This is a genomic window from Nocardia sputorum (assembly GCF_027924405.1).
GTDB classification, from domain to species: Bacteria; Actinomycetota; Actinomycetes; order Mycobacteriales; family Mycobacteriaceae; genus Nocardia; species Nocardia sputorum.
This window is the reverse complement of the sequence record NZ_AP026978.1, coordinates 5,786,692-5,811,511: the sequence shown is the minus strand read 5'-3', so window position 1 is coordinate 5,811,511 and position 24,820 is coordinate 5,786,692. Positions and strand designations below refer to the sequence as shown.

At 68.3% G+C, this 24,820-nt stretch carries 25 protein-coding genes and 1 tRNA gene; 11 read left to right on the top strand and 15 right to left on the bottom strand.

Features of this window, described 5'->3' with window-relative positions; genetic code table 11:
• Positions 1 to 186: 186 nt before the first annotated feature.
• Together QMG86_RS26320 and QMG86_RS26315 are read right to left on the bottom strand one after the other, a co-directional pair.
• Positions 187 to 816 carry a hypothetical protein gene (locus QMG86_RS26320; RefSeq protein ID WP_281875339.1) on the bottom strand — a complete coding sequence of 210 codons (630 nt, stop codon included), beginning with the start codon at positions 814 to 816 and terminating at the stop codon, positions 187 to 189.
• A 589-nt stretch (positions 817 to 1,405) separates the two neighbouring features.
• Positions 1,406 to 1,479, bottom strand: a tRNA-Met gene (locus QMG86_RS26315).
• A gap of 363 nt (positions 1,480 to 1,842) precedes the next feature.
• Here QMG86_RS26315 and QMG86_RS26310 point away from each other — a divergent pair.
• The 5 genes from QMG86_RS26310 (at position 1,843) to QMG86_RS26290 (ending at position 6,545) form a co-directional block, all read left to right on the top strand.
• Positions 1,843 to 2,592 carry a hypothetical protein gene (locus tag QMG86_RS26310; RefSeq protein WP_281875338.1) on the top strand — a complete coding sequence of 250 codons (750 nt, stop codon included), beginning with the start codon at positions 1,843 to 1,845 and terminating at the stop codon, positions 2,590 to 2,592.
• An 11-nt stretch (positions 2,593 to 2,603) separates the two neighbouring features.
• Entirely contained in the window at positions 2,604 to 4,634 is a 2,031-nt protein-coding gene (locus tag QMG86_RS26305) for a M13 family metallopeptidase (protein WP_281875337.1), read from the top strand.
• Between the two features lie 55 nt (positions 4,635 to 4,689).
• Positions 4,690 to 4,944, top strand: a complete 255-nt coding sequence (locus QMG86_RS26300) for a DUF2283 domain-containing protein (protein WP_281875336.1) — start codon at positions 4,690 to 4,692, stop codon at positions 4,942 to 4,944.
• 78 nt (positions 4,945 to 5,022) lie between these two features.
• Positions 5,023 to 5,832 carry a lantibiotic immunity ABC transporter MutE/EpiE family permease subunit gene (locus QMG86_RS26295; protein WP_281875335.1) on the top strand — a complete coding sequence of 270 codons (810 nt, stop codon included), beginning with the start codon at positions 5,023 to 5,025 and terminating at the stop codon, positions 5,830 to 5,832.
• 2 nt (positions 5,833 to 5,834) lie between these two features.
• Positions 5,835 to 6,545 (top strand): ABC transporter ATP-binding protein, encoded by a 711-nt coding sequence (locus tag QMG86_RS26290; RefSeq protein WP_281875334.1) that lies wholly within the window; start codon positions 5,835 to 5,837, stop codon positions 6,543 to 6,545.
• 478 nt (positions 6,546 to 7,023) lie between these two features.
• On the opposite strand, the gene QMG86_RS26285 is transcribed toward QMG86_RS26290, so the two are convergent.
• From QMG86_RS26285 to QMG86_RS26260, 6 genes are all read right to left on the bottom strand, one after another.
• A complete protein-coding gene (locus QMG86_RS26285; protein WP_281875333.1) occupies positions 7,024 to 8,019 on the bottom strand; it encodes a DUF6895 family protein in 996 nt (331 codons plus the stop codon).
• Positions 8,016 to 8,810: an ABC transporter permease gene (locus QMG86_RS26280; protein ID WP_281875332.1), complete on the bottom strand. Its 795-nt coding sequence runs from the start codon at positions 8,808 to 8,810 to the stop codon at positions 8,016 to 8,018. The genes QMG86_RS26285 and QMG86_RS26280 overlap by 4 nt, the downstream gene beginning before the upstream one ends.
• On the bottom strand, positions 8,807 to 9,733 hold the full coding sequence (locus QMG86_RS26275) for an ABC transporter ATP-binding protein (protein WP_281875331.1): 927 nt from the start codon (positions 9,731 to 9,733) through the stop codon (positions 8,807 to 8,809). The genes QMG86_RS26280 and QMG86_RS26275 overlap by 4 nt, the downstream gene beginning before the upstream one ends.
• A 14-nt stretch (positions 9,734 to 9,747) precedes the next feature.
• Positions 9,748 to 11,130: a lanthionine synthetase C family protein gene (locus QMG86_RS26270; RefSeq protein WP_281875330.1), complete on the bottom strand. Its 1,383-nt coding sequence runs from the start codon at positions 11,128 to 11,130 to the stop codon at positions 9,748 to 9,750.
• Complete coding sequence (locus QMG86_RS26265) at positions 11,127 to 14,240, bottom strand: lantibiotic dehydratase (RefSeq protein ID WP_281875329.1); 3,114 nt, start codon at positions 14,238 to 14,240, stop codon at positions 11,127 to 11,129. The genes QMG86_RS26270 and QMG86_RS26265 overlap by 4 nt, the downstream gene beginning before the upstream one ends.
• 76 nt (positions 14,241 to 14,316) lie before the next feature.
• Positions 14,317 to 14,493 carry a gallidermin family lantibiotic gene (locus QMG86_RS26260; RefSeq protein ID WP_281875328.1) on the bottom strand — a complete coding sequence of 59 codons (177 nt, stop codon included), beginning with the start codon at positions 14,491 to 14,493 and terminating at the stop codon, positions 14,317 to 14,319.
• Positions 14,494 to 14,745: 252 nt separating this feature from the next.
• On the opposite strand from QMG86_RS26260, the gene QMG86_RS26255 reads away from it, so the two are divergent.
• Genes QMG86_RS26255 through QMG86_RS26235 form a run of 5 tightly spaced genes read left to right on the top strand, consistent with a single transcriptional unit; the run spans position 14,746 to position 18,491 of the window.
• Complete coding sequence (locus tag QMG86_RS26255) at positions 14,746 to 15,321, top strand: RNA polymerase sigma factor (RefSeq protein WP_281875327.1); 576 nt, start codon at positions 14,746 to 14,748, stop codon at positions 15,319 to 15,321.
• Entirely contained in the window at positions 15,318 to 16,217 is a 900-nt protein-coding gene (locus tag QMG86_RS26250) for a hypothetical protein (protein ID WP_281875326.1), read from the top strand. The genes QMG86_RS26255 and QMG86_RS26250 overlap by 4 nt, the downstream gene beginning before the upstream one ends.
• 32 nt (positions 16,218 to 16,249) lie before the next feature.
• The gene (locus QMG86_RS26245; protein WP_281875325.1) at positions 16,250 to 16,828 is read left to right on the top strand and encodes a hypothetical protein; all 579 of its coding nucleotides are present in this window, start codon (positions 16,250 to 16,252) and stop codon (positions 16,826 to 16,828) included.
• Entirely contained in the window at positions 16,825 to 17,598 is a 774-nt protein-coding gene (locus QMG86_RS26240; protein WP_281875324.1) for a hypothetical protein, read from the top strand. The genes QMG86_RS26245 and QMG86_RS26240 overlap by 4 nt, the downstream gene beginning before the upstream one ends.
• Before the next feature lie 17 nt (positions 17,599 to 17,615).
• The gene (locus QMG86_RS26235) at positions 17,616 to 18,491 is read left to right on the top strand and encodes an ATP-binding cassette domain-containing protein (protein WP_281875323.1); all 876 of its coding nucleotides are present in this window, start codon (positions 17,616 to 17,618) and stop codon (positions 18,489 to 18,491) included.
• On the opposite strand, the gene QMG86_RS26230 is transcribed toward QMG86_RS26235, so the two are convergent.
• Positions 18,492 to 19,541: a glycosyltransferase family 2 protein gene (locus tag QMG86_RS26230; protein ID WP_281875321.1), complete on the bottom strand. Its 1,050-nt coding sequence runs from the start codon at positions 19,539 to 19,541 to the stop codon at positions 18,492 to 18,494.
• Between the two features lie 133 nt (positions 19,542 to 19,674).
• On the opposite strand from QMG86_RS26230, the gene QMG86_RS26225 reads away from it, so the two are divergent.
• Complete coding sequence (locus QMG86_RS26225; protein WP_281875319.1) at positions 19,675 to 20,058, top strand: DUF2511 domain-containing protein; 384 nt, start codon at positions 19,675 to 19,677, stop codon at positions 20,056 to 20,058.
• Between the two features lie 14 nt (positions 20,059 to 20,072).
• Here QMG86_RS26225 and QMG86_RS26220 read toward each other — a convergent pair whose 3' ends face one another.
• The 6 genes from QMG86_RS26220 to amaB all read right to left on the bottom strand — a co-directional run bounded on the left by QMG86_RS26220 (position 20,073) and on the right by amaB (position 24,774).
• Complete coding sequence (locus QMG86_RS26220) at positions 20,073 to 21,416, bottom strand: DoxX family protein (RefSeq protein ID WP_281875318.1); 1,344 nt, start codon at positions 21,414 to 21,416, stop codon at positions 20,073 to 20,075.
• A 64-nt stretch (positions 21,417 to 21,480) separates the two neighbouring features.
• Positions 21,481 to 21,777 carry a hypothetical protein gene (locus QMG86_RS26215; protein ID WP_281875317.1) on the bottom strand — a complete coding sequence of 99 codons (297 nt, stop codon included), beginning with the start codon at positions 21,775 to 21,777 and terminating at the stop codon, positions 21,481 to 21,483.
• Between the two features lie 19 nt (positions 21,778 to 21,796).
• Entirely contained in the window at positions 21,797 to 22,192 is a 396-nt protein-coding gene (locus QMG86_RS26210) for a hypothetical protein (RefSeq protein WP_281875316.1), read from the bottom strand.
• A complete protein-coding gene (locus QMG86_RS26205) occupies positions 22,182 to 22,598 on the bottom strand; it encodes a toxin C-terminal domain-containing protein (protein WP_281875314.1) in 417 nt (138 codons plus the stop codon). Before QMG86_RS26205 ends, QMG86_RS26210 begins: the two co-directional genes overlap by 11 nt.
• Positions 22,599 to 22,651: 53 nt before the next feature.
• The gene (locus QMG86_RS26200) at positions 22,652 to 23,029 is read right to left on the bottom strand and encodes a DUF4258 domain-containing protein (RefSeq protein ID WP_281875313.1); all 378 of its coding nucleotides are present in this window, start codon (positions 23,027 to 23,029) and stop codon (positions 22,652 to 22,654) included.
• Between the two features lie 215 nt (positions 23,030 to 23,244).
• On the bottom strand, positions 23,245 to 24,774 hold the full coding sequence (gene amaB, locus QMG86_RS26195) for an L-piperidine-6-carboxylate dehydrogenase (protein ID WP_281875312.1): 1,530 nt from the start codon (positions 24,772 to 24,774) through the stop codon (positions 23,245 to 23,247).
• Positions 24,775 to 24,820 lie beyond the last annotated feature (46 nt).

The window sequence follows — 24,820 nt, the reverse complement described above, 5'->3', positions numbered from 1 at the left end:
TAGCGGTAGCGGGCCGCGTGCTCGCGCACCTGCGCGGCCGCGCCCGACGCGTCCGCCGGAAGGGCGGGGCATCGGGCGCAGCCTGCCGGCATCGGTCACCGACCGCCAGGAGGTGTATCGGTCGGCGGTCCACCTGGCTCGCCCAGGCCGAGCGCTCGCTGGGCTCGCCGCAGGAAGAGACAGCGATCAGCCGACTTTCACCGGGACGACCGTGGCATCGGCGAATCGAGCACGGCCGATGGTCAGGGTGACCAAAGCGACATTGCCTGCCGTGGAAATCAGCGGACCGGCGATCGAAACGAATTCGAACCCGCTCACCATGAGCACCCCGAGCAGGCCGAGGCCGTTCGCGAAGGCATTCGCGGCGAAGGTTTGCCAGGTTTCCTCACGGGGTTTGGACCACACATGCCGGAGCGTGGGGATGGTGGCGATGAGATTGGCGCAGATGGCGAACAGCGCGCCGAACGCCTTTTCCTGCACGCCGACCGTCACCAGCACACAGGCGATCGACGAGAGCAGACAGGCCCAATCGATATTGTCATCCGGTCGCAGGCTGCTCCCGCGAGTCATGCCGACGGCGATGACCGCCGCGTTCATGGCCGCCGCCGCGGCGTTGATGCTCGCGGCGAGATAGCCGCCCTCGAGGTAAGCCACGATCGCGAACACCGTGTTCGCGGTGCACCAAGCCGCCCACGACGCGACGCGCGGCCGGGTCTCCCCTTCCAGTATCCCCGCCAGATACGCGATGACGCCGAACAGGGAAATGCCGATGCTGAGACACGCCAGAGACGAGCTCACATTCCAGAAATCACTCACGCGGAACATTCCTCACAGATTGTTGTCGTTGCACGCAGAGATGGCCGACGTTGGCGATCGAATCATTACGAACACGCCGAAGGGGACAAGCCGGGTGCGGTGACGAAACCGGAAGTTGCCTGCGGGAAAACACTTCGGGATGAATAGTCCGGGTGACTCGGAAGTATCGTGACACGACAACTTCGGCGTCACCAATCCACGGCGGCGACGTAACCGTCTTTTAACCCTCGATTTGCAGAAGTCGGCGGTGGTGGAGTTGGGGTGGATTATTCTGGGGAAGATTCTACTGTGAGCTACGGGACACCCGTGCGGCGAATTGCATGAAAAAGCTTGGGCCGTCGCGACAAGCGACATACCTCGGTTCGGGGGCGTGGTCGCCGAGAGTACGCGGCGAGTCTGCCCGCCGCTGCGCCGAAGCTGACGCTTCGGCGAGTTCTCTCCGAACGCTCCACCTCGGCGCGATCCGGCGACCCGAGCGTTCTTCGTGCTGATCGACCGGAACCACGTCTACGGGCGACATGCTGTGCCTGCTGGATACGACTCGGTGAAAGAGAACGGCCCGGAGCGTTGCGCTCCGGGCCGTTCGTAGTAGCGGGGACAGGATTTGAACCTGCGACCTCTGGGTTATGAGCCCAGCGAGCTACCGAGCTGCTCCACCCCGCGTCGGTATGCACAACACTACACAGGTGGCCGCGAAGTACCGAATCGTGCAGGTGAGAGGGCGTGTGGCGGGTGGATTCCCCGAGCGCGGCAATCTCTTGCGCGCAAGTTGGAACCGAACGCGCCACCACCGCGTCCAATCATGTGACAAGAAAATCAGGCCGCTGTGCCGCGGTGTGGCGATGGGCCGGGCGATCGGTGTGGCCGCGCCGAATCACCGTCGCGCCTATTGTGGCGGTACTCGAGGAGGGGACCGGGGGCTTCGCCTCTCGGTCGGAGCTCGAGTGTCACCAGCCCCGCGTACAGGGGCGGGCGTGTAGGTAAGAGGTGCGCGACAGCGCGCCGATCGAAGTGAAGGGGGCTTCCTTGAACGCCGTTCGAACCAGTCGGGATCTCGAACAAGCAACCGGGCGTGTCGCATTCGTGCACCCCGGTTTGCGCGGCTATCTGGATCCGGCGGATGGAGTGTGGGGGAGTTTGTTCGAGCCGTATTTCGAGGTGGAGTTCGCCGATTACGACGAAGTGGCCATGCGCGGGGACGCCGACGGCGCTCCGATCGTGCTACCCGTCAACAGTGAAACCCAGGCCGAAAGCCTACGTTCGGTCCGCGCCCGGCACGCCATGGGGTTGATCGTCGCGGTCACCGATGACGTCGGTGGTTACTCGACCTACGCCGCGATACGCTCCGGCGCCAGCTTCGTGATCAACGTCGCGATATCCGTCGAGCGTCAGGCCGGTCTCGTTCGCGCTCAACTCCTCGACCACACCCGCTCCGCTCCGGCGAAGCCGCTTCCGGCGGTGCTCGGTGCGGTGACCAGCCGTGCATCGAACGAACCGAAGCGGCAGCCCCTGCGCGAGCGTGCCGGTACACCGGCTACCGGTGCCGAGCCGTCCGGCCGGGACTGTTTGGACGAGTTCGACACTCGGCTGCTGCGCATGTTGCGCACGTCGATGACGGTGGCCGAGATCGCGCGCCTGCATTATCTGTCGGAGCGATCGATGTACCGGCGCATCCGCAGCCTGTACGACACCTTGGGTGTGGACAGCCGGGCCGAACTGGTCCGTGCGCAACCTCGCGGCGACGTGTCATTTCCGCTCACCGTGCTGCGCGGCTGATCGGTAGCTCCATGGTGCTGTCGAATCCGACCCGAAACGTGAGCCGGCGTACCGCGCTCCGCACGCTCGGAGCACTTGCCGCCGGGGGTCTTTCGTCCGCGTGTCGTGCGGCCACCCCACCCGGCGCCCTGGATCCGGTCGGCCTCGACGAGGCCGTCCGCCCCCAGGACGATCTGTACCGGCATGTCAACGGGAAATGGCTGCGCGACTTTCGGCTGCCTCCCGACCAACTGGTGTGTAGCCCCATGACCGAGGCGATGCGACGCGTCGAACAGCAGCTCTCGGCCATCATCCAGACAATCCGCGAACCCAGGCCCGGCACGCCCGAACAGCAGGTGCACGACCTGTATGCGGCCTGCTTGAACACCGCGGCCGTCGAACGGCTGGGCACGACTCCGCTGGCCGACCTCTTCGCGGCGATCGACGCGGCCGCGGCCGAATCCGAATTGGCGAGCGTCATGGGCATGCTGCCGATTCCCGGGGTCATCTCACTGTATGTCGACGTCGACTCCAGGGATGCGCACCGGTACGTCGCCACTCTCGCGCAATCCGGTCTCGGAATGGACAGTCAGTACTACCGGAACCCCGAATTCGCCGCCCACCGTGACGCATATCGGGCATTCCTGGAGCGCATCACGGCCGTCGCGCACTTCGCGGATCCGGCCGGTATGTCCGGCCGAGTGTTCGAACTCGAGCGACAGCTCGCCGCCGTGCACTGGGACGCCGTGCGAGATCAGGACGCCACGGCTACCAACAACCTGATGACCTGGAGCGAGTTGCGCGGACTCGCACCGGAGTTCGACTTCGACGCCTGGCGCGCGGGGCGAACTTCGCAGCCACCGGAACTGTTCGCCCACGTCGTGGTGCGTCAGCCCGACTTCGTCACCGCGGTCGGCCGGCTGTGGGCGGAGGTGGATATCGCGCACTGGCGAGACTATTTGCGATCGAGTCTGCTACTGGAGTTCTCCCGCTTCCTGCCCTTCGGCATCTCCGAGGCCAATTTCGAGTTCCGCCGCAAGTTCCTCGGCGGGGCGATCCGGCCGGCCGAGCCCTGGCAACGAGCGGTCGCCACGGTGAATGCCGAGCTGGGCGGTCCACTGGAAAGGCTCTATGTGGCGAAGCACTTTCCGGCCGCGGCCGAGGGCCAGCTGCGCGAGCTGGTCGACGACCTGCTCGCGGCCTACCGTGCGGCGTTACTCGGCTCGTCCTGGCTCTCACAGTCCACGCGCGCGGCCGCCGTCGCCAAGCTCGACAGGATCACGATGCTGATCGGCGCCCCGCGGCATCGGCCGGACTGTTCGGGCGTGTCGATCGATCCTGACAAATTGATCGATTCCCTCCGAAGTATCCGCGCTCTCGCCAGGCGTCGGGAGTTCGACCGGCTCGCCGCGGCGGTCGACAGAACCGAATGGACGACCACCGCGCAAACCGTCAACGCCTTCTACAACCGATCGTCGAACCAAGTCGTGTTTCCCGCCGCCTTCCTGCAGCCGCCATACTTCGACAAGGATGCGGATCCGGCGGTCAACTACGGTGCGATCGGCGCGATCATCGGGCACGAGATCGGCCATGCGTTCGACGATCAAGGCGCCCGATACGACGGCGACGGGCGGCTGCGCGACTGGTGGACTCCCGAGGACCGCGCCGCGTTCGACGCGAAGACCGAGCAATTGGTCCACCAGTACGACAGCCTCGTTCCCGAGGGCTTCGACGCCACACACCGGGTGAACGGGCAGTTGACCGTCAGCGAGAACCTGGCCGATCTCCGCGGTCTCCAGGTGGCGGTCGCCGCCTACCGGCGAGCCGCGCTGCGCCGCGGCACCGAGCCGGACTTCCGCACCCTGTTCCTGTCCTGGGCGCGGTGCTGGCGGGTAAAACAGACACAGCAGTTCGCCGCCGCGGCGCTGGCCGCGAACAGCCACGCGCCGAGTGAGTTCCGAGCCAACCAGGTTGTCCGCAACATATCGGAGTTCTACTCGGCCTTCGACGTCACAGAGCGAGATCGAATGTTCCTCGCACCAGAACAGCGGGTCGTTCTGTGACGAAGCGCCACCTGTATTCGCCATTTCCCGAACCTGCTACGACAAGGAATTCGCTATGAAACTCGACTATCTCGACTACCTGACCTGGGACGAACAGCACAACATCGCCTATCTGGCGTTCCGGCAGAACAGCCCGGAAGCCCGCCACGCCGCTCGCACCCTGCGAGTGCACGACCAGGACAGCGGCGAGATCGTCGCCGCCCTCGACTTCGGCGACGACGGCGAACTCATCGGCATCGAGTTGCTGAACGCGAACGTCCAGCTCAGCGCGGCGCTGAAGCGGAAGGCCCGCGCCGGGGACGGTGACTGACCGGACCGCTGCCTGCCGTGAACCGGATCGCGGTCGACGGCTACGTCCTCGATGGAACCGAACGACTCGAGGAGAGATATGGCCGCCACCGCAGCACGCTATGGGCCTGAGCTTCGCCCACGGCGCGACCAGCCGAGTTTGTGGGACGTCACGGCGACAGAGCTGTCGAGGATGCGTCGCGGCTTCATCGGCTGGTTCGCCGTTCTGGTACCCGTCGTCATCACGGTTCCGCTCTACCCGATGTCGCTGGCCTCGCCCGAAGGCCGATCGGGACATACCTGGACGGTGTTCCGCGACGTGGTGCTGGAGGGCTGGGGAGCCCTGATCCCGATGACGGCCGCGTTGCTGGCCGCCCTCTCGGTGCGGGCCGATCAGGACGCCTGGCGGTTGCTCTTCTCCTATGCCGTGCCCCGCAACAAATATCTGCTCGGCAAGTATCTCGGACTGGCCGCGCTGACCGCGGTGTCCACCACCCTGCTCGCGCTGCTGCTCAGCATCGGGGCAGCGTTGAGCGGCCGGTTCGCGACCAGCTTCGCGACGATCGTCGCCGCGTCCTACCTGCCGTGGCTGGCCGGGTTGGGTACCGCGGCGGTGGCGCTGGTCGTCTCGGTGGTGTGGGGCCTGGGCCCCACCATCGCGACCGGTGTCGTCGGCATGATGTGCGGCATGCTCATCGCGGATAAGAGCTGGTGGATGGCGGTGCCGTTCGCCTGGCCCATGCGCGTGATCCTGCCGTTGGCAGGTATCGGTCCCAATGGCGTTCCACTACCGGCCGACAGCCCGGTCCGGGATCACGGTGTCATCCTGCCTGCCATCGCGCTTTCGATCGGGCTCGCGGCGGTGGTCCTGGCTCTGGGTTCGCTCCATATGACGCGCAAGGAGATCTGACCGTGTTCGCTTTGGAAGTGGCGCAGCTGCACAAGCATTACGGGAAACACCACGCGCTGGACGGGGTCGATCTGTCGGTCCGCGCGGGAGAGGTCTACGGGCTGCTCGGCCCGAACGGCGCGGGCAAGTCCACGGTGATGAAAACCGTGCTGGGCCTGCAACGGCCGACCAGCGGTGTCATCCGGTTGTTCGGTCAGCCGTATGATCGGGCGCGGTTGGTCGATGTCGGCGCGTTGATCGAGACACCGGGATTGTGGCCGAAATTGGACGCGGTGACGCACCTGCGCATTCACGCCCGACTGCGCGGGGTGCCCGAGGAGTGGATCGATGAGACCTTGGCCGTCGTGCAGTTGAGTGAGGTGCGCACGCGCAAGGTGCAGGCATACTCCCTCGGCATGCGCTGGCGTCTCGGTATCGCGATCGCGTTGCTGGCGCGACCGAAACTCCTGCTGCTGGACGAGCCGACCAACGGCCTCGATCCGGTGGGCATCCGGGAGATGCGAGAACTCATTCGCGCACTGGCCGCGGGGGGAACGACGGTTTTCCTCTCCAGTCACCAGCTGTCGGAGATCGCTCACGTGTGTGACCGGGTCGCGGTTCTGGTCGCCGGGAAGACGCGATACGAGGGCACCGTTCAGGGCATCGCGGGCGACGGCGATCTCGAGGAGGGGTTCTTCCGCATCCTGGAATCCTGCGGCTCGAAGATCCGCTGAAGCGCCGATACGCAATGCCGGGTGAGCGCGATTCGGGTCGCCGTGTCGGAAGGTTCCTCGCTTCCCGGCACGGATCCGAATCCGCCGTCGACCTGTTGCTGCGCGAGCAGGAATCCGGTCGCCCGCGTGGGAATCGGCCGCTGAGCCAGTCCCAGCTGGGCGCAGCCCAGGAGCAGGGTGGCCAGGGCATCCAGGTCGTAGCGCCGAATCGCGAGCACCAGAAGGGAGTCCAGGACGACGGCCCACTCCGCCGAGGATGCCATCGAGGCGTCTGCGGCGTCGATTGTCGCCAGAGCGCGCCAGCGCGCCGGATCGGCGCACAACATGGTCAGTGGTTCGCGAGGTGGCGATCCAGCGCGCTGTGCGTCGTGCTCCGGCGTCCGAGTGGACTGCCGCACCGCTGACGTTTCGGTCGCCAACCACTTCCTCGCGGCCGCCAAGGACCGGTCGGAGAGCACCGGAAGGGAATCAGGGGATCTCATCGAGCAGGATGCCGTTCTCGCTCCGCCGCCGCCATCGCCGCAACCATTGTCGTGTGGTGGCATGTTCCGAACGTGTATGCCTCGGCCACCGGGCCGCTCAGTCCCGACAGCCGGATCGGGTCGAACAGGGGGCCCGGCACCGCGCCGCAGGCCAGTCTGCGGCGAGTCAGCGTTCGCCATCCGTGCGCGGTGATCGCGCAGTCGTCCGGCGCCACCGCCAGCAGGCACAGCAGCAGTTCGCCCGCCAAGTCCATGTCCCCGGCCGCGAGGTAGGTTCCGAGCAGGATCCGCATCGTCGCTACGAGCGCCGGTGCGCTACGCATCGGCCGGGCGGCGAAATCCGTGGCATAGAAGACGACGTGGGTGAGCGCGTAGACCTCGTCGTCGCGTAGGTAGATCGGGTCGGGCTCCGCAGCGGTGATGGTCGCCTCGACCAACTCGGCCACTGGCGGCAGGGTATGCGGGAACCGGCCGAGCTCGAGTGCGTACCGCAGCTCCAGCCGGGTGAGCGGGGGGCGCCAGGCGCCGTTCCATCCGCCGCTACCTGTCGCGAGCACCGTGCGCACCCGCTCGTCGGCATTCGGTACGGGACAGCCGAGATCGGCGAGCAACGCCACCAAGTAGGCGCGATACGGGAACTTCTCGTCGGCGCGCCCCAGTGCGTCGTGGAAGGCGGCGGCTGCCGCCAGCGTGCGCGCGAGTTCGGTCGCGCCGTCGACGAGCGGATGATCGCGCCATCGCCCACGGCGCAGCACACGGCACAGCACCAGCAGTTCGAGCGCGGCGCCCTCCGGGAACTGCCGCGCCGGCAGGAACCGATCCCAGTGTGCTGGATCGAACCAGCGTAGGTTCGCGGCGAGCCAGTCCAGCACCGCTTCCAGCATCGGGGCGCTCGTTTCGTGATCGACTACCGCCACCGCGGGCCATATCGGAAAGCCGTGTACCCGGCCGCGCTGGTCCTCGCTGGGATGAAGGCCGGTCGCCGGCGTCATCGTCCGATCCTGAGGCGGATCCCCGCGGTGAAGAACAACGCCAGGCACACGAGGACCAGCACGTCCACGCCCATCGGCGCCAGGCCTGGCCGGCCGACCAAAATCTGTCTGCTCAGATCGACCAGATAGGTGAGCGGATTGAGGCGAATCAGCACGGAGAGCCAGGACGGAACCCCCTCGGGCTGGAACACCGAGCCCGAGAGAAACAGCATCGGCAGCATCGTGACCTGGACGCCGGCCTGCAATGTCTGGATCTGTCGCAACGCGGTGGCCAGGAACAGTCCCAGCAGGCTGAAGACCGCCGACCCGACCAGGTAGATCGCCGCGGCCGCGGCGATCTGCGCCGATGTCGGCGCCAATCCGAATGCCGGTGCGCACAACAACAACAGCAAGCTCTGCGTCCCGACGACGACACCCGTACTGACGACCTTGCCCAGCGGCAGACACATCCGGGGTACCGGCGCGACGGTCATCTCGCGCAGCACACCGAACTCTCGATCCCACGCGTACGACAATCCGGTGGCGATGCCGATCGTCGCCACTTGAATGGCGATGATGCCGGGCAGGATATAGGCGCTGAAGGAGACCGAGCCCACGCTGCCGACCATGGCGTCGAAACCGACGGCATAGATGACGATGAAGAACAGCAACTGGGCGGCGTTGCTGATCAGCAGTCCCGGGCGACGGATCTGGCGATGCAGGTCCCGGTGCGCGATCACCGCGACGGCCCGGATGCTGCCGACCATGACGCGTTCCGGAGGATGGGCGCTCAGCGCCTGCGATGCGGTCACGGCATGTCCTTCCCGGGATGTGTCGTCGCGGCGACGTAGACATCGTCCATCGACGGGTTGTGCACCGTCACACTGAGAATCGGCAGATGGAGCACGCGCACGATGTCGGCCACCCGCCGATCCGGCTCGGCACACCGGATCTCCAGCTCCGTCAGCCCGGTGACCACCTCGAATCCGGCCGCGCGCAATTGCTCGCACGCCGCGGCGTCGTCGTGGGTCCGCAGCCGCACACAGGAGGCGCGCAGGTCGTCTTTGAGGTCCACCGGCGATCCCGATCGGCCGATTCTGCCCCCGGCCATGATCACGATCTCGTCCGCGTACTCGGCTTCGTCCAAGTAATGGGTCGAATAGATCGTGGTGACGCCGAATTCGTCGCGCATGCGAAGCAGATCGCGCCAGAAGACCCGGCGAGACCGCGGATCGAGTCCCGTGGTCGGCTCGTCCAGGATGAGCAGTCCGGGACGATGCAACAGGGCACGCACCAGTTCGACCCGCCGGGCGGTTCCGCCGGACAGGCGTTCGACCGCGATGCGCCGTTGCTCGGTCAGCTCCAACATGGCCAGCAGCCGATCGATCTGCGCGGCGGCGTCGGCGCGGCGCATACCGAAGAGGCGGGCGTGAAACCACAGGTTCTGCTCGACGGTGAGTTCTTTGTCCAGCGTCCGTTCCTGGAACACCAGCCCGAGCTGGGCGCGGGCACGCATTGGAGCGGTGTGCGCGTCGTCGCCGAAGACACGCACGGTCCCGGATTCGGGTTCGGACGCGGTCGACAGCACATTGAGCAGGCTGGATTTGCCCGCGCCATTCGGCCCGAGCAGTGCGGTCAGGCGGCCGGGGGCCGAGCTCAGCGACACCGAGTCGACGGCCGGCGTGGCGCCGTACCGCACGACGATATCGGTGAGTTCGAAGGCGTTGACCGTCATCGGAAGTGCACCTCTCAGCTCAATGCCAGAACGCGATCCCACGGGCGCGCGGGAGCTTCGGCAGCGGTGCCGAGCGCCGGGATCACCGACAACAGCGCGCACGCCACCCCCGCGGAGCCCTCGAGTATCCCGGCGACGTCCAGTAACTTGAACTCCGTCGGCCCCGGCGCCGACCGCGGATACCGCATCGGATGCCGGAAGCCGAAGGGCGCGTCGATGTCCGCCATGTCCAGAATGACTTCGGCGAGACGGGTTTTCGCACCGAGCAGCACGCCGTCCCGCTCCGCCGTGCCGATTCGATGGACCACTTGAAGGAAGCCCGCGTAACCGTGGCATACGGTCGGCCCCGCGAGCGTCCAGCGCGATTCGTCCCTGGCCAGAGCGTCGTGCAGCGCGCGGACCGCGTGCCTGCGCCAGTCGGCGATGCCGAGGGTTTCGCCCGCATGGTGCACCGCCGCCGCGACTCCCGGCGCGCCGTAGCACCACGCGGTTCGGGTGAACAGGTTTCGCGGCGGTGCGTCGGCGATCTCGTCATCGAAGCCGACTCGGCAGGGCCAGTACGTGCCCTGATCGTCGGTGCGTATCCAACGGATCAACCACTCGACCATCCGCACCAGAGCGTCCCGCAGTCCCGGCACGTCGTGTCCACGGCGCAGGGCCAGCGACATGATCACCACCGGCCCTGGAATCCCGTGCGCGAGGCCCAAGTTGAAGTCGCCACGCGGATAGTCGCGACGATCCTCCTCGACCGCTTGCCGCGCCGCGGGAACCCACCAACCAGGCACTTCATGGCCGTCGACGGTGATCGGCCGACTGATCGTCACCAGGTAGCCGAGCGTCTCCCGCAGGGCATGCTCGACCTGCGGGTCGTTTTCGACGGGATCCTCGACCGAATCGAGCAGCAGCCGAGCTGTGCCGGACAAGCCGTTGACGATGTCGTAGCACTCCCACGAGATGCCGGGTCCGGAGGCGGCTCGGCACTGCCGCAGCCGCGTCAGCTGGTCGTCGGCGAGCCACGCGGCGAGCCTGCGCCGCAGGCCGGGGTAGTGGCCGCCGCAGGTCTGGGTGGCCGCCAGCAAGGAAGCAGGCCCCGCGTACAGTCCCCGGCTCGGTTGACTCGGCAGCGCTGCCCCCGCCGCTTGCACATGCCGATGAGCGACGCCGAACCAATCGGGGATGCGCGCGGCCAGCTCCGCGTAGAACAGCGCCGTGCCGGGCAGGCCGTTGGACAACGTCATCGGCCCCCACATGCCGGCGCCGTAGATGGGATCGCGGTTGTCCGGACGGCCTGCGATGTCGGCGACGGCGGCCGGGTCGGCGAGACGGTCGGCGACGAGCGACACGATTTCGGTGGCCCGCTGCGCCACCGAGCTGTCGTGCTGGGCGGTGTTTCTCATCGCGCGTAGCGCCTCCTGTTGAAGTTGTCCTGCACCGCTCCGCGGGCGATGGCGACGGCTGCCCGCTCCCGATCGCTGTCTCCGCCGAAGAGCCGATTGCAGCTCATGTGCATCAGGCTGCCGACGAGCCGGTGATTGCGCGTCTTGGTGCCCACCGACGCCAGACGCAGTTCGCCGACGGCCGCGTCGCGTGGCCGGAGCGCTTCGAGGGCCGCCGCCCCGTGCGGGTCGGCGCGCAGCGCGCTCCACCCGCCGTGCGGGTCGACGATCGCGCGCCAGCGCTGCGCATCCGCCCGATACGCGTCGGGAAGCGTTCTGCGTGAGCCCGTCATCGATAGCCAGGCCATCGCCGCGTCGTCGCTGCACGCGCTGTCAGCCGCGGAGTCCGCCTCCGGCGGGCCGAAAGCGCCGGCGAGCGCGGCGACGGAAACCGCCGCGAACGTGTCGAGCGAGTGGGTGCACGCGGGCTGCTCGACCAGATCCAGGAATCGGATCGCGGCCTCGCTGTCGGCTTCGAATACCCGCTCGGCCGCGGCCATCGCCGCCGCGCCGCCGTATCGCTCCAACTCGGCGTCGTATTGGTCGAGGCGATGGGCTCGGAGCAAACCGCCGCGCTGCCAGTCGTCGAGTCGCCGGCCGAGCGGGCGTGCGGCGGCGCTCCAGAGCTGGTCCGGCACGCCGTGGAAGCGAACCCGGAGATGCGGCCCATCGGGGTCGGTGTACCGGATGAAGAACCAGCGGTCGCAACCATGTTCCCGGGCTTGCTCCACCAGCTCCGGCAAGTGGATGCGCAGGAAGTCGCCCTGGCACGACGACGGCAGGTACAACGCGAGCGACAGCCAGTCGCTGCCGAGTCCCGCCGGTCGACGGCCCGGTTCCAGGTAGCCGCCGTGCGGTGAGCGGACCGGTCGCGCGTCGCGGCGTGACAGCGGGACGACCACCTCCATCGCGTGTCCGTGGATACCGTCGGCGAAGTCGTCGTCGCCGGGTACCTCGTGGGCGACGATGGCCGGGTCCTTGCGCAGCTCGTCCCACAGCAGTTCGAGGTGCGCCGGATCGGTCAGGTCGAACAGCAGTCGCTGATCCATCTGTACGGCGAGGATTCGTTCCGGTACCCGCCACTCGCGGCGCCATCGGTCGACCGCGGCGGCGAAATCCGATTCGGGCACACCGATCAGTGCGTCCATGCGCCATACCGCGGGGGCCAGCACGAGGCGGCCGTGCCGGACGCGTGGCACGAACGGCATCTCCGACAAGCCGGCCCACGTCCAGGGCTCCCACAGCCGCTGGCCCTCCAGACCGATCTCCCACAGCAACCGGGACGCGTTGGGGGCCTGCGTCATCGGGCTGATCATGGTGTTGAGCACCGGAACGATCTCGCGGCCGGTCGGCAGGTGTACCGCGCACATCCGCTCCGTCGTCGCGCCGATGGCCACGTCGGCAAGGGCGATTTCGTCGATATCGGGAGCGTCCGGCAGGCCGACGCTGATCCGGACACCACTGTGCGCCGTGGAGTGCGCGAGATTCGCGGCTTTGCCGGATCGGGGCATGAACGCCAGATCGACCCGGGTCGCATTCGTGACGTGGACCGGAATCGCGCCGGACTCGGCCGCGACGACCGCGCGGAGGTCAGGTGGCAGCAGGTCCGCGAACCGGGCGAGGGTCGCTCCGGCGTGGTGCGAGCCAGGACTCGGCGCCACCACGACGCGAAAGTCTCCGGCGGACAACGCGTCCAGCGACCGTGCGATGACGTGAAAAGTGAGCTCGCACGAGTTCGGTACGCCGGCGGTGGCCCCGTCGCCGGGAATCAGCTCGTCGAGCAACTCGTCGGTCAGTTCGACCTCCCGGGCGCCATCGCGCAAGGCGGTCCCGATCAGGCGGTGCAGCAAACGCATCCGGGACGCGTCGCGGTCGATCGCCCGATCCGCCGCCTCTTCGCTGTTCGGCCAGCTGTATCCGGCAGGGGCACCCAGTCCCCGTGCGGGATCGAGCAGTTCACGGATGCCGACCAGCCGATCGGTCCCGTAGCGCTCCAGGAACTTCTCGTGGTAATCCCGCAGCGCGACGAGCCCGAGCTCGGGCGCCGACATCCGCCACATCAGCGCCGCCGCCCGCTCGACCTCGGTGCGCACTTCGTCCGGCAGCTGGACCTCGACATCCAAAGCGGTGTCGACGTGCAGCGGCGTCTCATGAGGGTGGAGTTTGTGCGCCAGATCCACTGTCTCGATCAGCCGTGCGGTAGCGGGGCCCAGGGGCAGCCGGTCGCTCGCCCGCCGCTGCTCGTCGATGTCGCGGAGTGCGCGCAGCGCGTTCGCGATCGGCGCGGCGGGCTGGTCGATCGCGGCGAGGATTCCGATCAGGTGACACAGCGGGTCACCGCCGTCCAGGGGCGGCCGGAGGTCGGTGAGCAGGAATTCCTGCTCCACGAGCGTTCGGATCAATTCGGCGACACGTTGTGGCGGCGCACCGAACCGCGTCGCGGTCGTCGCCGTGAGCTCGCCGACCGGGACGGTCCGCGCGGCCGCGTCGAGCACCACCTCGACCACCGGCGAGTTGCGTATCGAGACGACCGATCGGGTCGCTCCTTCCAGAGGCGCGCCGAGCGGGGAGGGGCAGTCGAGCACGACCCGGTCACCGCGTCGGGTCAGCGCGGGGTGCGTACGAACGCTCAGGCAGGGCAGCAGTTCCGGGAGGCCTTGGAGCTCCTGCACGACGCCGAGCAGCCATTGCATGTCGACGTGCGTCCTGGTGCGGTGGGCGGTGCCGCGGTCGAGCTTGGCCGACGCGTCGAAGCACCCGCCCGCCACGCCGGAGAAGACGCCGAACGGAGTCGGCCGCGTCCGCGTTCTGATGTCGTAGCGCAGCACCGCCAAGGCGGCGCGACGCAACTGGCTCACCTTGAGTCCCGCGTGCTCGCCGCGGTGGACGCGATCGAGCAGGCGGCCGAGACTCGGCGTCGCCAGCGTGATCGCGGCGCGCAGCTCTTGGTCCGCCGCCGCGGCTCGCACGATGTCCAGGTGGCTGCCCGCCGTCGGCACGCCGCTGCCCCCGACCCGCAGCGGAGCCCGGAGCAGGAAGACGTCCCAGGCACGGAAGATCGAATCCGACACCAGCCCAATTCCTTCGAAGTGTTCGACGAGAGGGGGGAGTCCGGGCCGAGCGGGGTGCTCGACCCGGATCTCCGAATCAACAGCAGTGGCTGCAGCCGCTGCCGCCACCCGAGCTGGTGCAGCCGGGGGTGCAGTACGACCAGCTGGTGACCGCCGCGTTGCCCTGGATATTGCCGACACCCACGCGGATGTCGAGATCGAACAGATCGACGGTTTCGACCGTCTCCACCGGTTCCACGGACGCCGTACTCACGGTGTTCTCCCTTCTGAGGCGAGTGCCCGGCCGATCGAACGACTCGGCCGAGGGAGGCCCAGCGATCCCACCGGGCCCTGCGGCCGGTGCTGTTCCCCCGGGTATCGAGAAAAGCAGCGCCCCTGCGGCGGTACAACGTCGCGATCGGTATCTGGCAGCGTCGCCGGAGGCTGCCAACATGTCTCGATCGCCGCCGCGGGGATGTTTCGCTCCCGCCGCGGTTGAACCGTTCGGAGCGCGCACGCTACACACATGGGTGTGGACTCGGACGAAGCGCTGCTGGCCGCGGTGGCAAGGGGGGACCAGGCATGTCTGCGCGCGCTCTACGAGCGGCACGCGCCGGCGATGCTGCGGTTGGTGCGCCGGATGACGACGCAGAGCGGGGTCGCCGAGGAGATCCTGCAGGAGACCTGGCTCGCCGTCTGGCGCTCGGCGGACGGTTTCCGCGGCGAATCGTCGGCGCGCGGCTGGCTGTTCGGCGTCGCCAAGCGTCAAGCCCACAACTACTTGCGCAAGTCCGTGCTGGTGACGGTCGATCTGGAGGAGACCGCGGAGCTCTCCGACCGGACCGGCACCGTGGAAGACATCGTCCTCGCCAACGCCGCCCGGGGCGATCTCGCCGTGGGGATCCGCGAACTGCCCGAGCATCTGCGTGAGGTCCTGTTGCTCGTCCTCGTCGACGACCTGCCCTATGCCGACGTCGCCGCGATTCTCGGCATCCCCGTCGGCACGGTGAAAAGCCGGATGTCCCATGCCCGGAAGCGGTTGGCGCTCGCGTTGGCCGGCACCACCGCCGACCTGTCCACCCGATATGGAGGTTCGCAGTGACTTCCCCGATCCCCCGGGGGCCGCATCTTTCGGATGACCAGTTGGTCGGCGGACGCGACGATGCCGCCGCCACGCACCTGAGCGCCTGCCCCGATTGTCAGACACGCGCCGAGGGCTGGCAGAACGTGGCAGTCGCCGCGCGGCAGGTCTCCGTCGAATCGGCCGGTGTGTTCCGCACCCCTTCCTTCGACGCGCTGCTCGGCGATGCCCTCGGCATGCCGTGGTCCACGCCGAAGCAAGCGCGGGCCCTCGGGTGGCGTGCGGCGCTGACCGTGGCCGCGGCACTGGTGCGCGCACAGGTGCGCTTACTGCCGCGCGCGCTGCTCGTCCTGAGCGTGCTCGGCTTCGTGGGGTGCGTCGTCGTGGCCGTGCTGACGAAGCGAAGCGAGTCCGCGCCGACCGTGTTCGGCCTCGCGGTCACCCTGGTGTTCCAGGTCGGAACCCTGACCGCCTGCCGGTCGCGATCGGATCCGCGGCTGGAATTGTTCAGCACCCTGCCGATCGCGCCCGCGGTGGTGTTCGCGAGCAGGCTGGCGTTGGTTCTGCTCGCCGACACCGCGCTCGCGCTGCTCACCTCCGTGGTGGCGAGCGAGTTGGGCGCGGCATCGGACGTCTCGGCCATGATCGCGGGCTGGCTCGGTCCGGCGCTGTTCGCCTCGGCGGTCGGCGTCGTGTGCGCGGTCTGGCGTTCCGCGCAGATCGGGGCGGTAGCCGGCGCGGGCGTTTGGCTGCTCGGCGCCGCCGCGTCCTCGGATGCGGGCCCCGCGCACCGGATCGGCGCCCTGATCGAACCACTGTGGTCCACCTCGGCGGCCTCGCTCGTGCTCGCGGCACTGCTGCTGGTCGTCGCCGCGGCAGGCATGAGCAGGCCGCGATACGACGCCGTGGCCGGATGAACCGATCCACGCCGGCTCGCTACCACAACGTTGTGAATCCGATCTGGCTGTACGAAGTTCGCCGCTGCGGGCGAAGTGCCCTGGCCCTTCCGCCGCTGGCGGCCGCGGCGATCGGCATCGCGTCGGCCGTGTTCGGCGCGAACCACGTGCTGCGGTCCGCCGCGATCGAAGCCATTCCGCTGGTGGCGGGGCTGGCCTGCGCGGCGGCAGTAGGGCGAGAGCGGTCCATCGAGGTGCAACTGAGTGTGCCGACGCCGTACCCGGTGACGGTCGGGCGGCGCGTCGCGCTCGTCCTCGGTACGACGGCCTGCGCGGTGGTGCTGAGCGGCCTGCCCGCGACGGTCACCGACGCGCCCGCCGTCCTGGGCGGCAACCTGATCTTCGCGCTCGCGCTGATCGGCATCGCGACTTGGGTCGGCGCCGGTTTCGGTTCCACCGGTGGCGCCTCCGTCGTCGTCACGACGGTGTGGCTGGCCAAACTGTTGCTGCTGAACGAGGTGGCCCGGCACACTCAGGCGGTGCTCCTGCTCGCCATCGCGGCGTCGTGCGTCCGGCCGGCCCTGCTGCGCGTCACCGACAGCGAGGCACAGTTGCGCGGAGCGCACCGATGAGCGCCTTCCCGGGGCTCGGCGCGACCCTCCGCTATGAGGCGACGCTCGCCCTGCGGCAGCGGGTGTTGTGGTTGTCGCTGCTCCCGCTCACCGCGTTGATCATGCTGCTCGGCGGCTTTCCGCACGGCCGGAACCGAACGGCGGAGTCCGCCGCGATCGGCGACACCGCGCTGCTGATCAATTTCCTCGGTTCCCTCGGCATCGCCATCGTGCTCGCGGACCGCTTGGCCGGGCAGCGCAGGCCCGGCTTGCGCGAATTGTTCGGCGCCACACCGGCCGGCGGATGGATCAGGTCGGTCGGTGTCCTGCTCGGACCATGGCTGGTCGCGTCGATTCCCAGCGCGCTCGTCTTGCTGACCATGGGCGGATGGCTGACGATCGCCACCGGCGAGCCCGCACCGTCGGTGGCGGCGGTCATCGGTCTGCTCACGATCGTGGCGCCGGGATCGCTGCTGCTCACCGTCCTGGCCAACGTCGCGAGCCTGCTGCTGCCCAGCACCGTCGTGCGCGTGCTGCTGGTGCCGTTCTGGTACTGGGCCACGGTGCTGACGCCCCTGATACCCATCCCGACGGTGGCCAGGACGGTGCTCTCACCGCTCGGCGACTACCAAGCGGCGCAATGGCTGGACGTCGCGTCGGCACACCAGGACGGCGGCTGGCTGCATCCGGCGCCCGGCGGCCTCGCCGGTGTCGCCGCGCTCGGGATCACGCTCGCGATCACGGCGCTCGCCTTTCTCATCGGCCATGTGACGCTGGCCGCGAGCCGGTGAGCCGGAATGGAGTTCGAATGACCATCACCCTGCGCAACGTGACGAAGGTCTACCGCGGCGGCACCGTCGCGTTGCACGAGATAGACCTGACCGCCACCGAAGGCATGACCGGGCTGCTCGGTACCAACGGTGCAGGCAAGACCACGCTGATCCGGATCCTGACCGGAACTATTCGGCCGACCTCGGGCACCGTATCGGTCTGCGGGCACGACCTGTCCACCACCGCGGGACGCACCGCCGTGAAGCGGCTGCTCGGCTATCTGCCGCAAGAGCTCGCGCTCTACGAGGACTTGACCGGACGCGAATTCCTCGACTACGTCGCTCTGCTCAAGGGCATCGACGACAAACGCAACCGGCGGTCCCAGATCGACGGCCTGCTGGAGCGGGTGGGATTGGATTCGGTCGGTGCGCAACGGATCAGCCGATACTCCGGTGGCATGAAACGCCGACTCGGTATCGCGCAGACACTGCTCGGCGACCCGAAGCTGATCATCGTGGACGAACCGACGGCCGGACTCGACCCGGAGGAGCGGATTCGCTTTCGCGCCCTGCTCGGCCGGCTCGGCGGCGATCGGATCGTCGTGCTCTCCACCCACATCCTCGACGACGTGGCGCACAGTTGCCCGATGGCGGCCGTGCTGGCCGAAGGCCGGATGGCCTATCACGGCACGACGCCCGGCTTGGTGGCCCTGGCCGAGGGGCAGACGCATCTGGTGCGCGCCTCCCACGAGCCGCGCGGCGACTTCACCGTGGTGAACGTCACCGGCACCGCCGAGGGGCCGGAATACCGGATCGTCGGACCGACGCCGCCGCCCGGATCGCGTCCGGTTCCCCCGACCTTGGACGACGGCTATATCGCGCTGCTGCGGACCGCCAGGGCCGCGACGCCGTGATCACGCCGTCTCGCCGCCCGCGAGCGTTCGCAGGTAAGCGTGCTGACGGGGAAATCGAGTCCGCAGCACACCACCGATCGCCTGTGCGTGCCTGCCGCTGACGCACCACAGCGGAAGCAGGATGGCGTAGCGGCCGCCCACCGCCGTGTAACTCAGCTCCTCCAGCAGGCAGTGCTTCCCGTGCCGCGTGAAGAATTCGCACAGCTCGTCGTCGACCTTGTCGCGGACTACGCCCTCGGCCACGCGGTAGCGGCCGGAATCAGCCAGTGCGGCATACCAATCGCGGAGGTCGGCGAGATGAGTCGCGCGGGCGGCACTCCGGTGTTCCTCCGTTCCGATCGCCCGCAGAATGGCTTCGGCCTCGGCCTCGCTGTCGACCCACCGCAGCACAACCGCCTGCGGCGGACGTAGTCCGTTGCGCCTCGTGTGCGGGCCGACGGTGAGGATCGCGGTGCGCTCGGCGGCCACCGCGAAGTCGAAGCCGTGCCGAGCCGATCGGAACCACAGATCCCAGTCCTCGTAGCCGGCGTGCTCGGTCGTCCAGTGGCCGACCTCGGTCAGCAGTTTTCGCACGTGACCGACGCGGGTCGGCTCGAACATGGCGTTGACGGTCTGCAATTCGGGATGCCAGATCAGATCGGTGAAGCCGCTGCGATCCAGCTCCGCGCCGGACTCGTCGACCCGGACGCAGCCCGTGGCAGCGAGTGCGGCCCCGCCGTCGAGCAGGCCGAGCAGTGTCGCGAGATGGGTCGGCGACCACCGATCGTCGTGGTCCAGATACGCGACGTAGGGCGCCGTCGCTGCCGCGACCCCCGCGTTGCGCGGCCCTCCAGGATGCCCGTACGGGCCGACGCGCAGCAGCCGGATCCGCGGGTCGCGATAGGCGCGGACGACATCGTCGGTGTCGTCGGTGGAGCCGTCCGAGACGACGAGCAGCGTCCAGTCCGGGACGGTCTGCGCCAGTACGCTGTCTATCGTCGCCCGGATCGCCGTCGAACGGTTGAACGCCGGGCACACGATATCGATCCGGGATGGCCGGTGAACGGACAACAACTCTCCCTGGGTCGCGGGCGGGGCCTGTTCTCGACCCTATTCGCCGTGACTGCCATCGCCGCTCGTGAACCGAAACGTGGCAGAGCGCAACGTCATGGGTAGACGGATTCCACTGTGCTTGGAGGGGACGATGATTCGGCGCTTGTTGATCGGTGTGGTTTGTTTCGGCGCGTTGGCGGTCACGGCGTGTGGTGGCGGTTCGGGGGCGAAGGATCCGGAGCATCCCAATCCGGTGCCGTTGCCCGAGCCGACCTCCAACAGCCAAGCCGTAACCAGTGCGAACCTCGGCTACCTGTGGCCGTTCACGGTCGACCACGGCACCATCGAATGCCGCGCGGGCGAGGTCGCGGTGTTCGTCGCTCCGGATGGGAAGTCGTACGCGCTCAACGACAAAGCCGAACAAGCCGGGCTGGCCGGTATCGAACCCTTGCGCGCGAACGGCGCCGGGGGCGACAAGATCAGTCTCGGCGCCCTGCGCAGCCGCGCGTTGCAGCTGTGCAAGTTCGCGGGTTAGCGGGGACGTGTGCGCTAGCGGCTGTCCGGGTTGTACGGGTAATCCTGCACCCAGTGGAACCGGCGGCTCAGCAGCGGGAGCGCGTCCAGGTCGACCTGCCGAAGCCCGATCTCCACGCGGTGCCCCTCGAGCGTGCCGGACAGCTGCGCGCTGTCCGGCGTCGGGGTCTCGAGCGTCAGCGTCGCGATGTCGTTCGGCCTGTCGTACCGGCTCAGGTCCAGCCGATGGTTGGCGACGTCGACGGTTGCCCGGTAGATGGCGATCGAGTCGTCCATGCGCTGCACCTTGAATTCGCCGGGATATTCGAAGAACACGCGCCGCCACCGTCGGTCATCGGTGACGAGCGGTGGCACCTCGCGGCCGTCCGACACCAGCCGATCCACCTGCCACACTCCGTAGAGCGGCGGTTTCGGTCGCCCTTCGCCGTGTTCGCTCCAGGCGGCCATGCAGTCCTGCGCGATGGGGATCGCGATCCACAGCCCCAGCAGTACCTGCCCCAGTATTGCCGAGCGGTTCAACCGGCTGGTACGGAACAGCGGAGGCAGTGTCGACAGCCCGACCGGCCGACGGGACAAGAGCACGTTCAGCAGCCTGCCGAGCTCGGGCGCCAGCAGGAAGACGCTCATCGACAACAGATGCGCCGACATCGATTTGACCGGCACGTCGTAGGTCAGATTCAGCACGAACACCTGGGTCAAGCCGATGGTGCCGAGCAGCGCGCCGAGGGTCGTCGTGCGCGGCAGCACGAGCAGCAAGCCGCCGACGGCTTCGAAACCGCCGATCATGATCTCGTAGGCCGGCGCGGCGCCGACCGACGACCAGAGCAGCCCCATCGGCGTCAACTCGCCGAACGGCGTCACCAGCGTGGTCAACGGTGGTGACGGCATCTGCGTCAGCAGCACCTTCGCCATGCCGTACAACAGCAGCTGCCCCGCCAGCGCGAACCGCAGAAACAGGCGGAACCAGACGAGCAGCGTCGGATAGGCGGCGCGGCGGCGATCCAGGACGGACCAGACGAGGGTGGCCGCGGCGGCGATGACCAGCAGACAGCACAGCAGTATCCAGTCGTAGGTGCGGTCGCTGCTCGCGGTCGCGTCGTGCACCAGCGGCTCGTGCACGCCGAAGACGTGCACGGCGACCCGATCCACGTGGGGCGTCATCAGCGGGCCCGCGCTCAGCCCCGCGGACGGTCTGCTCGCGAATCCGAGCACGGGGCTGATCACCTGGGTGCACAAGCAATAGAGAGTGAAATAGCCGAAGCAGAAGCGGAAGGCGATGCGCGTCAACGGGTGCCACACAGTTGTGGCTGCGGCCCCGTCGTGTTCCTGACGCGGCTGCGCACGGGTGATCACCGTCATTCGATCTCGATCCTGCGCTCGCCTGCGATGGCGAGCGCGGTCAGCGGCCCGCGCGGCGGGCGTGTCAGTCAGGTGTGGTGGCTGCCGTACGCCAGTCGTCGAGTTCCGCGAGGAAGTCGGTCAGCACGAGCCGATTGCTGTCGGTGAGTTCGGCGCCGTCGAGAACTTTCTGGAAGACGTGGCGGTACAGCTCGACCGTCGCACGGTCGTAGTCGTAGCGGAACACCGCGCGGTCGTCGATGCCGTGCGCGGGCTCGTCGATGCCGTTGCCGGCCGCGAACCGGGCCAAACGGGCCACCTGCTCTTCGGTCAGACCAAACGGGAAGAGGATCTGCCACCGATGCGCTGCGGGCTCGGCCATGAGGGTGCTCCAATCGTTTTCAGTCGAAGTCGAAGAAGCTGTCGTCCGCGTCGTAGATCTCTTCGCGCGGATACGCCAGGTCTCGCAGCCAGTCGTCGAACCGACGGATGAACTCGCGGATCGGTGCCAAGTCCTGGTCGGTCGTCGGCTCGTCGTGCACCACCTTGCGCAGCACCTGACGGCACGCGTCGACTTCGGCGCTGTCGAGGACGCCCGAAAACCAGAACCGCGGGTCCCGCCCCGCCCGGAGGAAATCCGCCGAGTCCGGGGCGCCCATGCCCTCTGCGATCGCGTAATCGGCGATACGCTCGACGTTCTCCTTCGTGAGCCCCGGGTCGAAGTGTATCTGCCACGTTCCGGCGTGGGCCGCGGCAGCCGGGATCTGGTTGTTCGGACGATCCAAGTCAGTCCCCAATCCGGTTGAGCTTGTCGTCGTACGTCCCCATCCGGGTGTCCTTCGAGGCGAGCCGTTCCGGGGAACTCGCCATCTTCCAGCGCCCCCCGTTGTGGCCGTCGACGTCCTGCGAAATGTACAAATTCTTCTTCGCGTGCTTGAAGATCAGGCACCCGTGACTTCGGCCCACCTTGGCCTCAGCGTAACCGAGATCACGAGCGGCGGCTCTGTCCTCACTGTCGGTGAACCGCTTGGCCGCGAACTCGAAACCGAACGGCACAGCCGGGGCATCGGCTCGGAAGGTGAGCGCCGCGGCGGGTGGCGTCGCGTCCTCGAGCGGGGCGGCGACCGCCTGCGCGCTCGCGAAGGTGATGAGTGACCACGTCGCGAACAAGGCGGCGGTCGCAGACGTGCGAATGGTCGTCATTGCGTTTCCGATCGTCGGTGCGAGGTAGCGGTCTTCCCGGTGCGGAAGAACTGCTACATCACCGTGACGATGTAGGCGTCCTCGTTGATCGCCACCGAGATCCCGCCCCAGGTCACCAGCCAGGTACGGTGCTCGGGCTGCCACTGCCCCTCGTACTTGCTGTAGATGGCGTCCTCGACCTGATCCTCGTTGATCCGGCGCTCGGCCATTCGCTGGCGTGCGTGGTTGGTGTATCCCGCGATGTAGTGCGGACGACGTCCCGCCACCGCGTCGAATCCGATCTCGGTCACCGCCGCGGGCCGCTCGGTCGTGACGACGGCGGCGCCCGCGTCCGTGACGACGGCGGAAGCCGCCGCGGCGAACGGAATGCCGGACAGCAGAATGGCGAAGCCGGCCAGCGGCGCCGCGGCCGCGCGGATGATTGATCGCATTGTTCCCCTCCTGAATGACTTCGGGCGCGCTACCGCCCGGTGGCCGGGTGAGGCCCGAACCGGGCTGCCCACCCACAGCGGATCCCATCGTGCACCGCTGGGGGCGGGAAACGTCGGCCCGCGCCCGTTCATGGCACCCGCATGGCAGCCGAGCCCGTCAGGACGCGGCAGTCACCGCGGGTGTGGCAGCCGGGGAGGGGGTGCGGGGGCCGGGCTCAGCCGAATTCGATGCCTTGAGCGAGGGGGAGTTCGGTGGAGTAGTTGACGGTGTTGGTGGCTCGGCGCATGTAGGCCTTCCAGGAGTCCGAGCCGGATTCGCGTCCGCCGCCGGTTTGCTTCTCACCGCCGAAGGCGCCGCCGATCTCGGCGCCGGAGGTGCCGATGTTGACATTGGCGATGCCGCAGTCGGAGCCGTCGGCGGCGAGGAAGCGTTCGGCCTCGCGCTGGTCGGTGGTGAAGATCGAGGACGAAAGGCCCTGCGGCACTTCGTTGTGCACCCTGATCGCGTGCTCGAAGTCGTCGTAGGTGAGCACGTAGAGGATCGGCGCGAAGGTCTCTTCCCGCACCACCGCGGTCTGAGCGGGCATGCGCACCAGCGCCGGCCGCACGTAATGGGCGTCGTCGCCGAATCCGTCGACTCGTTCACCGCCGCAGACCAGTTCGCCGCCGTCGCTGACCGCCTTGTCCAGCGCCGCGCGCATCGCGGTGTGGGCCTTGCCGTCGATCAGCGGCCCGACCAGAACCCCGTCGTCGAACGGATTGCCGACGCGCAGCTGCCGGTATGCCCGCTCGAGCCGGTCCACCAGCGGGCCCGCCACGTCCCGGTGCACGATCAGCCGCCGCAGTGTGGTGCACCGCTGACCGGCCGTGCCCGCCGCAGCGAACACGATGGCCCGCGCCGCGAGGTCGAGGTCGGCGGACGCGGTGACGATCGCGCCGTTGTTGCCGCCCAGCTCCAGTAGGCAGCGCCCGAGCCGCTCGGCCACCCGCGGCGCCACCAGCCGGCCCATCCGCACCGAGCCGGTCGCGCTCACCAGCGGCACCCGTTCGTCGTCGACGAGGCGGGCGCCGATATCGCTCGCGCCCAGGATCAATTGATGGATCTCGGGATCCGCGCCTGCCTCGGCGGCCGCGCGCCGCAGCAGCGTGTGGCAGGCGACGGCCGTCAGCGGCGTGGTCTCCGACGGCTTCCACACCACGGTGTCGCCGCAGACCAGCGCGATCGCCGTGTTCCACGCCCAGACCGCGACCGGGAAGTTGAACGCCGAGATGACCCCGACCACGCCGAGCGGATGCCAGGTCTCCATCAACCGGTGGCCCGGACGTTCGGAGGGCATGGTGTAGCCGTACAGCTGCCGGGACAGGCCGACGGCGAATTCGCAGATGTCGATCATCTCCTGCACTTCACCCGCGGCCTCGGCGGGGATCTTGCCCGCCTCCAGCGTCACCAGCTCGGCCAGGTCGCTCTTGTGCTCGGTGAGCAGCTGCCCCAGCCTGCGCACCGTCCCGGCCCGGACGGGAGCCGGGACCCCGCGCCAGGCGTGGAAGGCGGCCGCGGCCCGGCCGATCGCGGCGTCGACCTCCGGCAGTGCGGTCGACCGCAGGGTGGTCAGCTCACCTCCGGTGATCGGAGTGCGCGCGGACAGATCGCCGGATTCGATGGGCGGCGCATCCAATCGGCGCAGCACCGAATCGGCGCGGGCAGCGAGTTGCCGGGTGGCCCGGTCGTCGAGTACCTCGGTCATGTGTTGTTCCGCCGTACCTTTCGGCCGCGTCGCGGCGTGTCTGTCC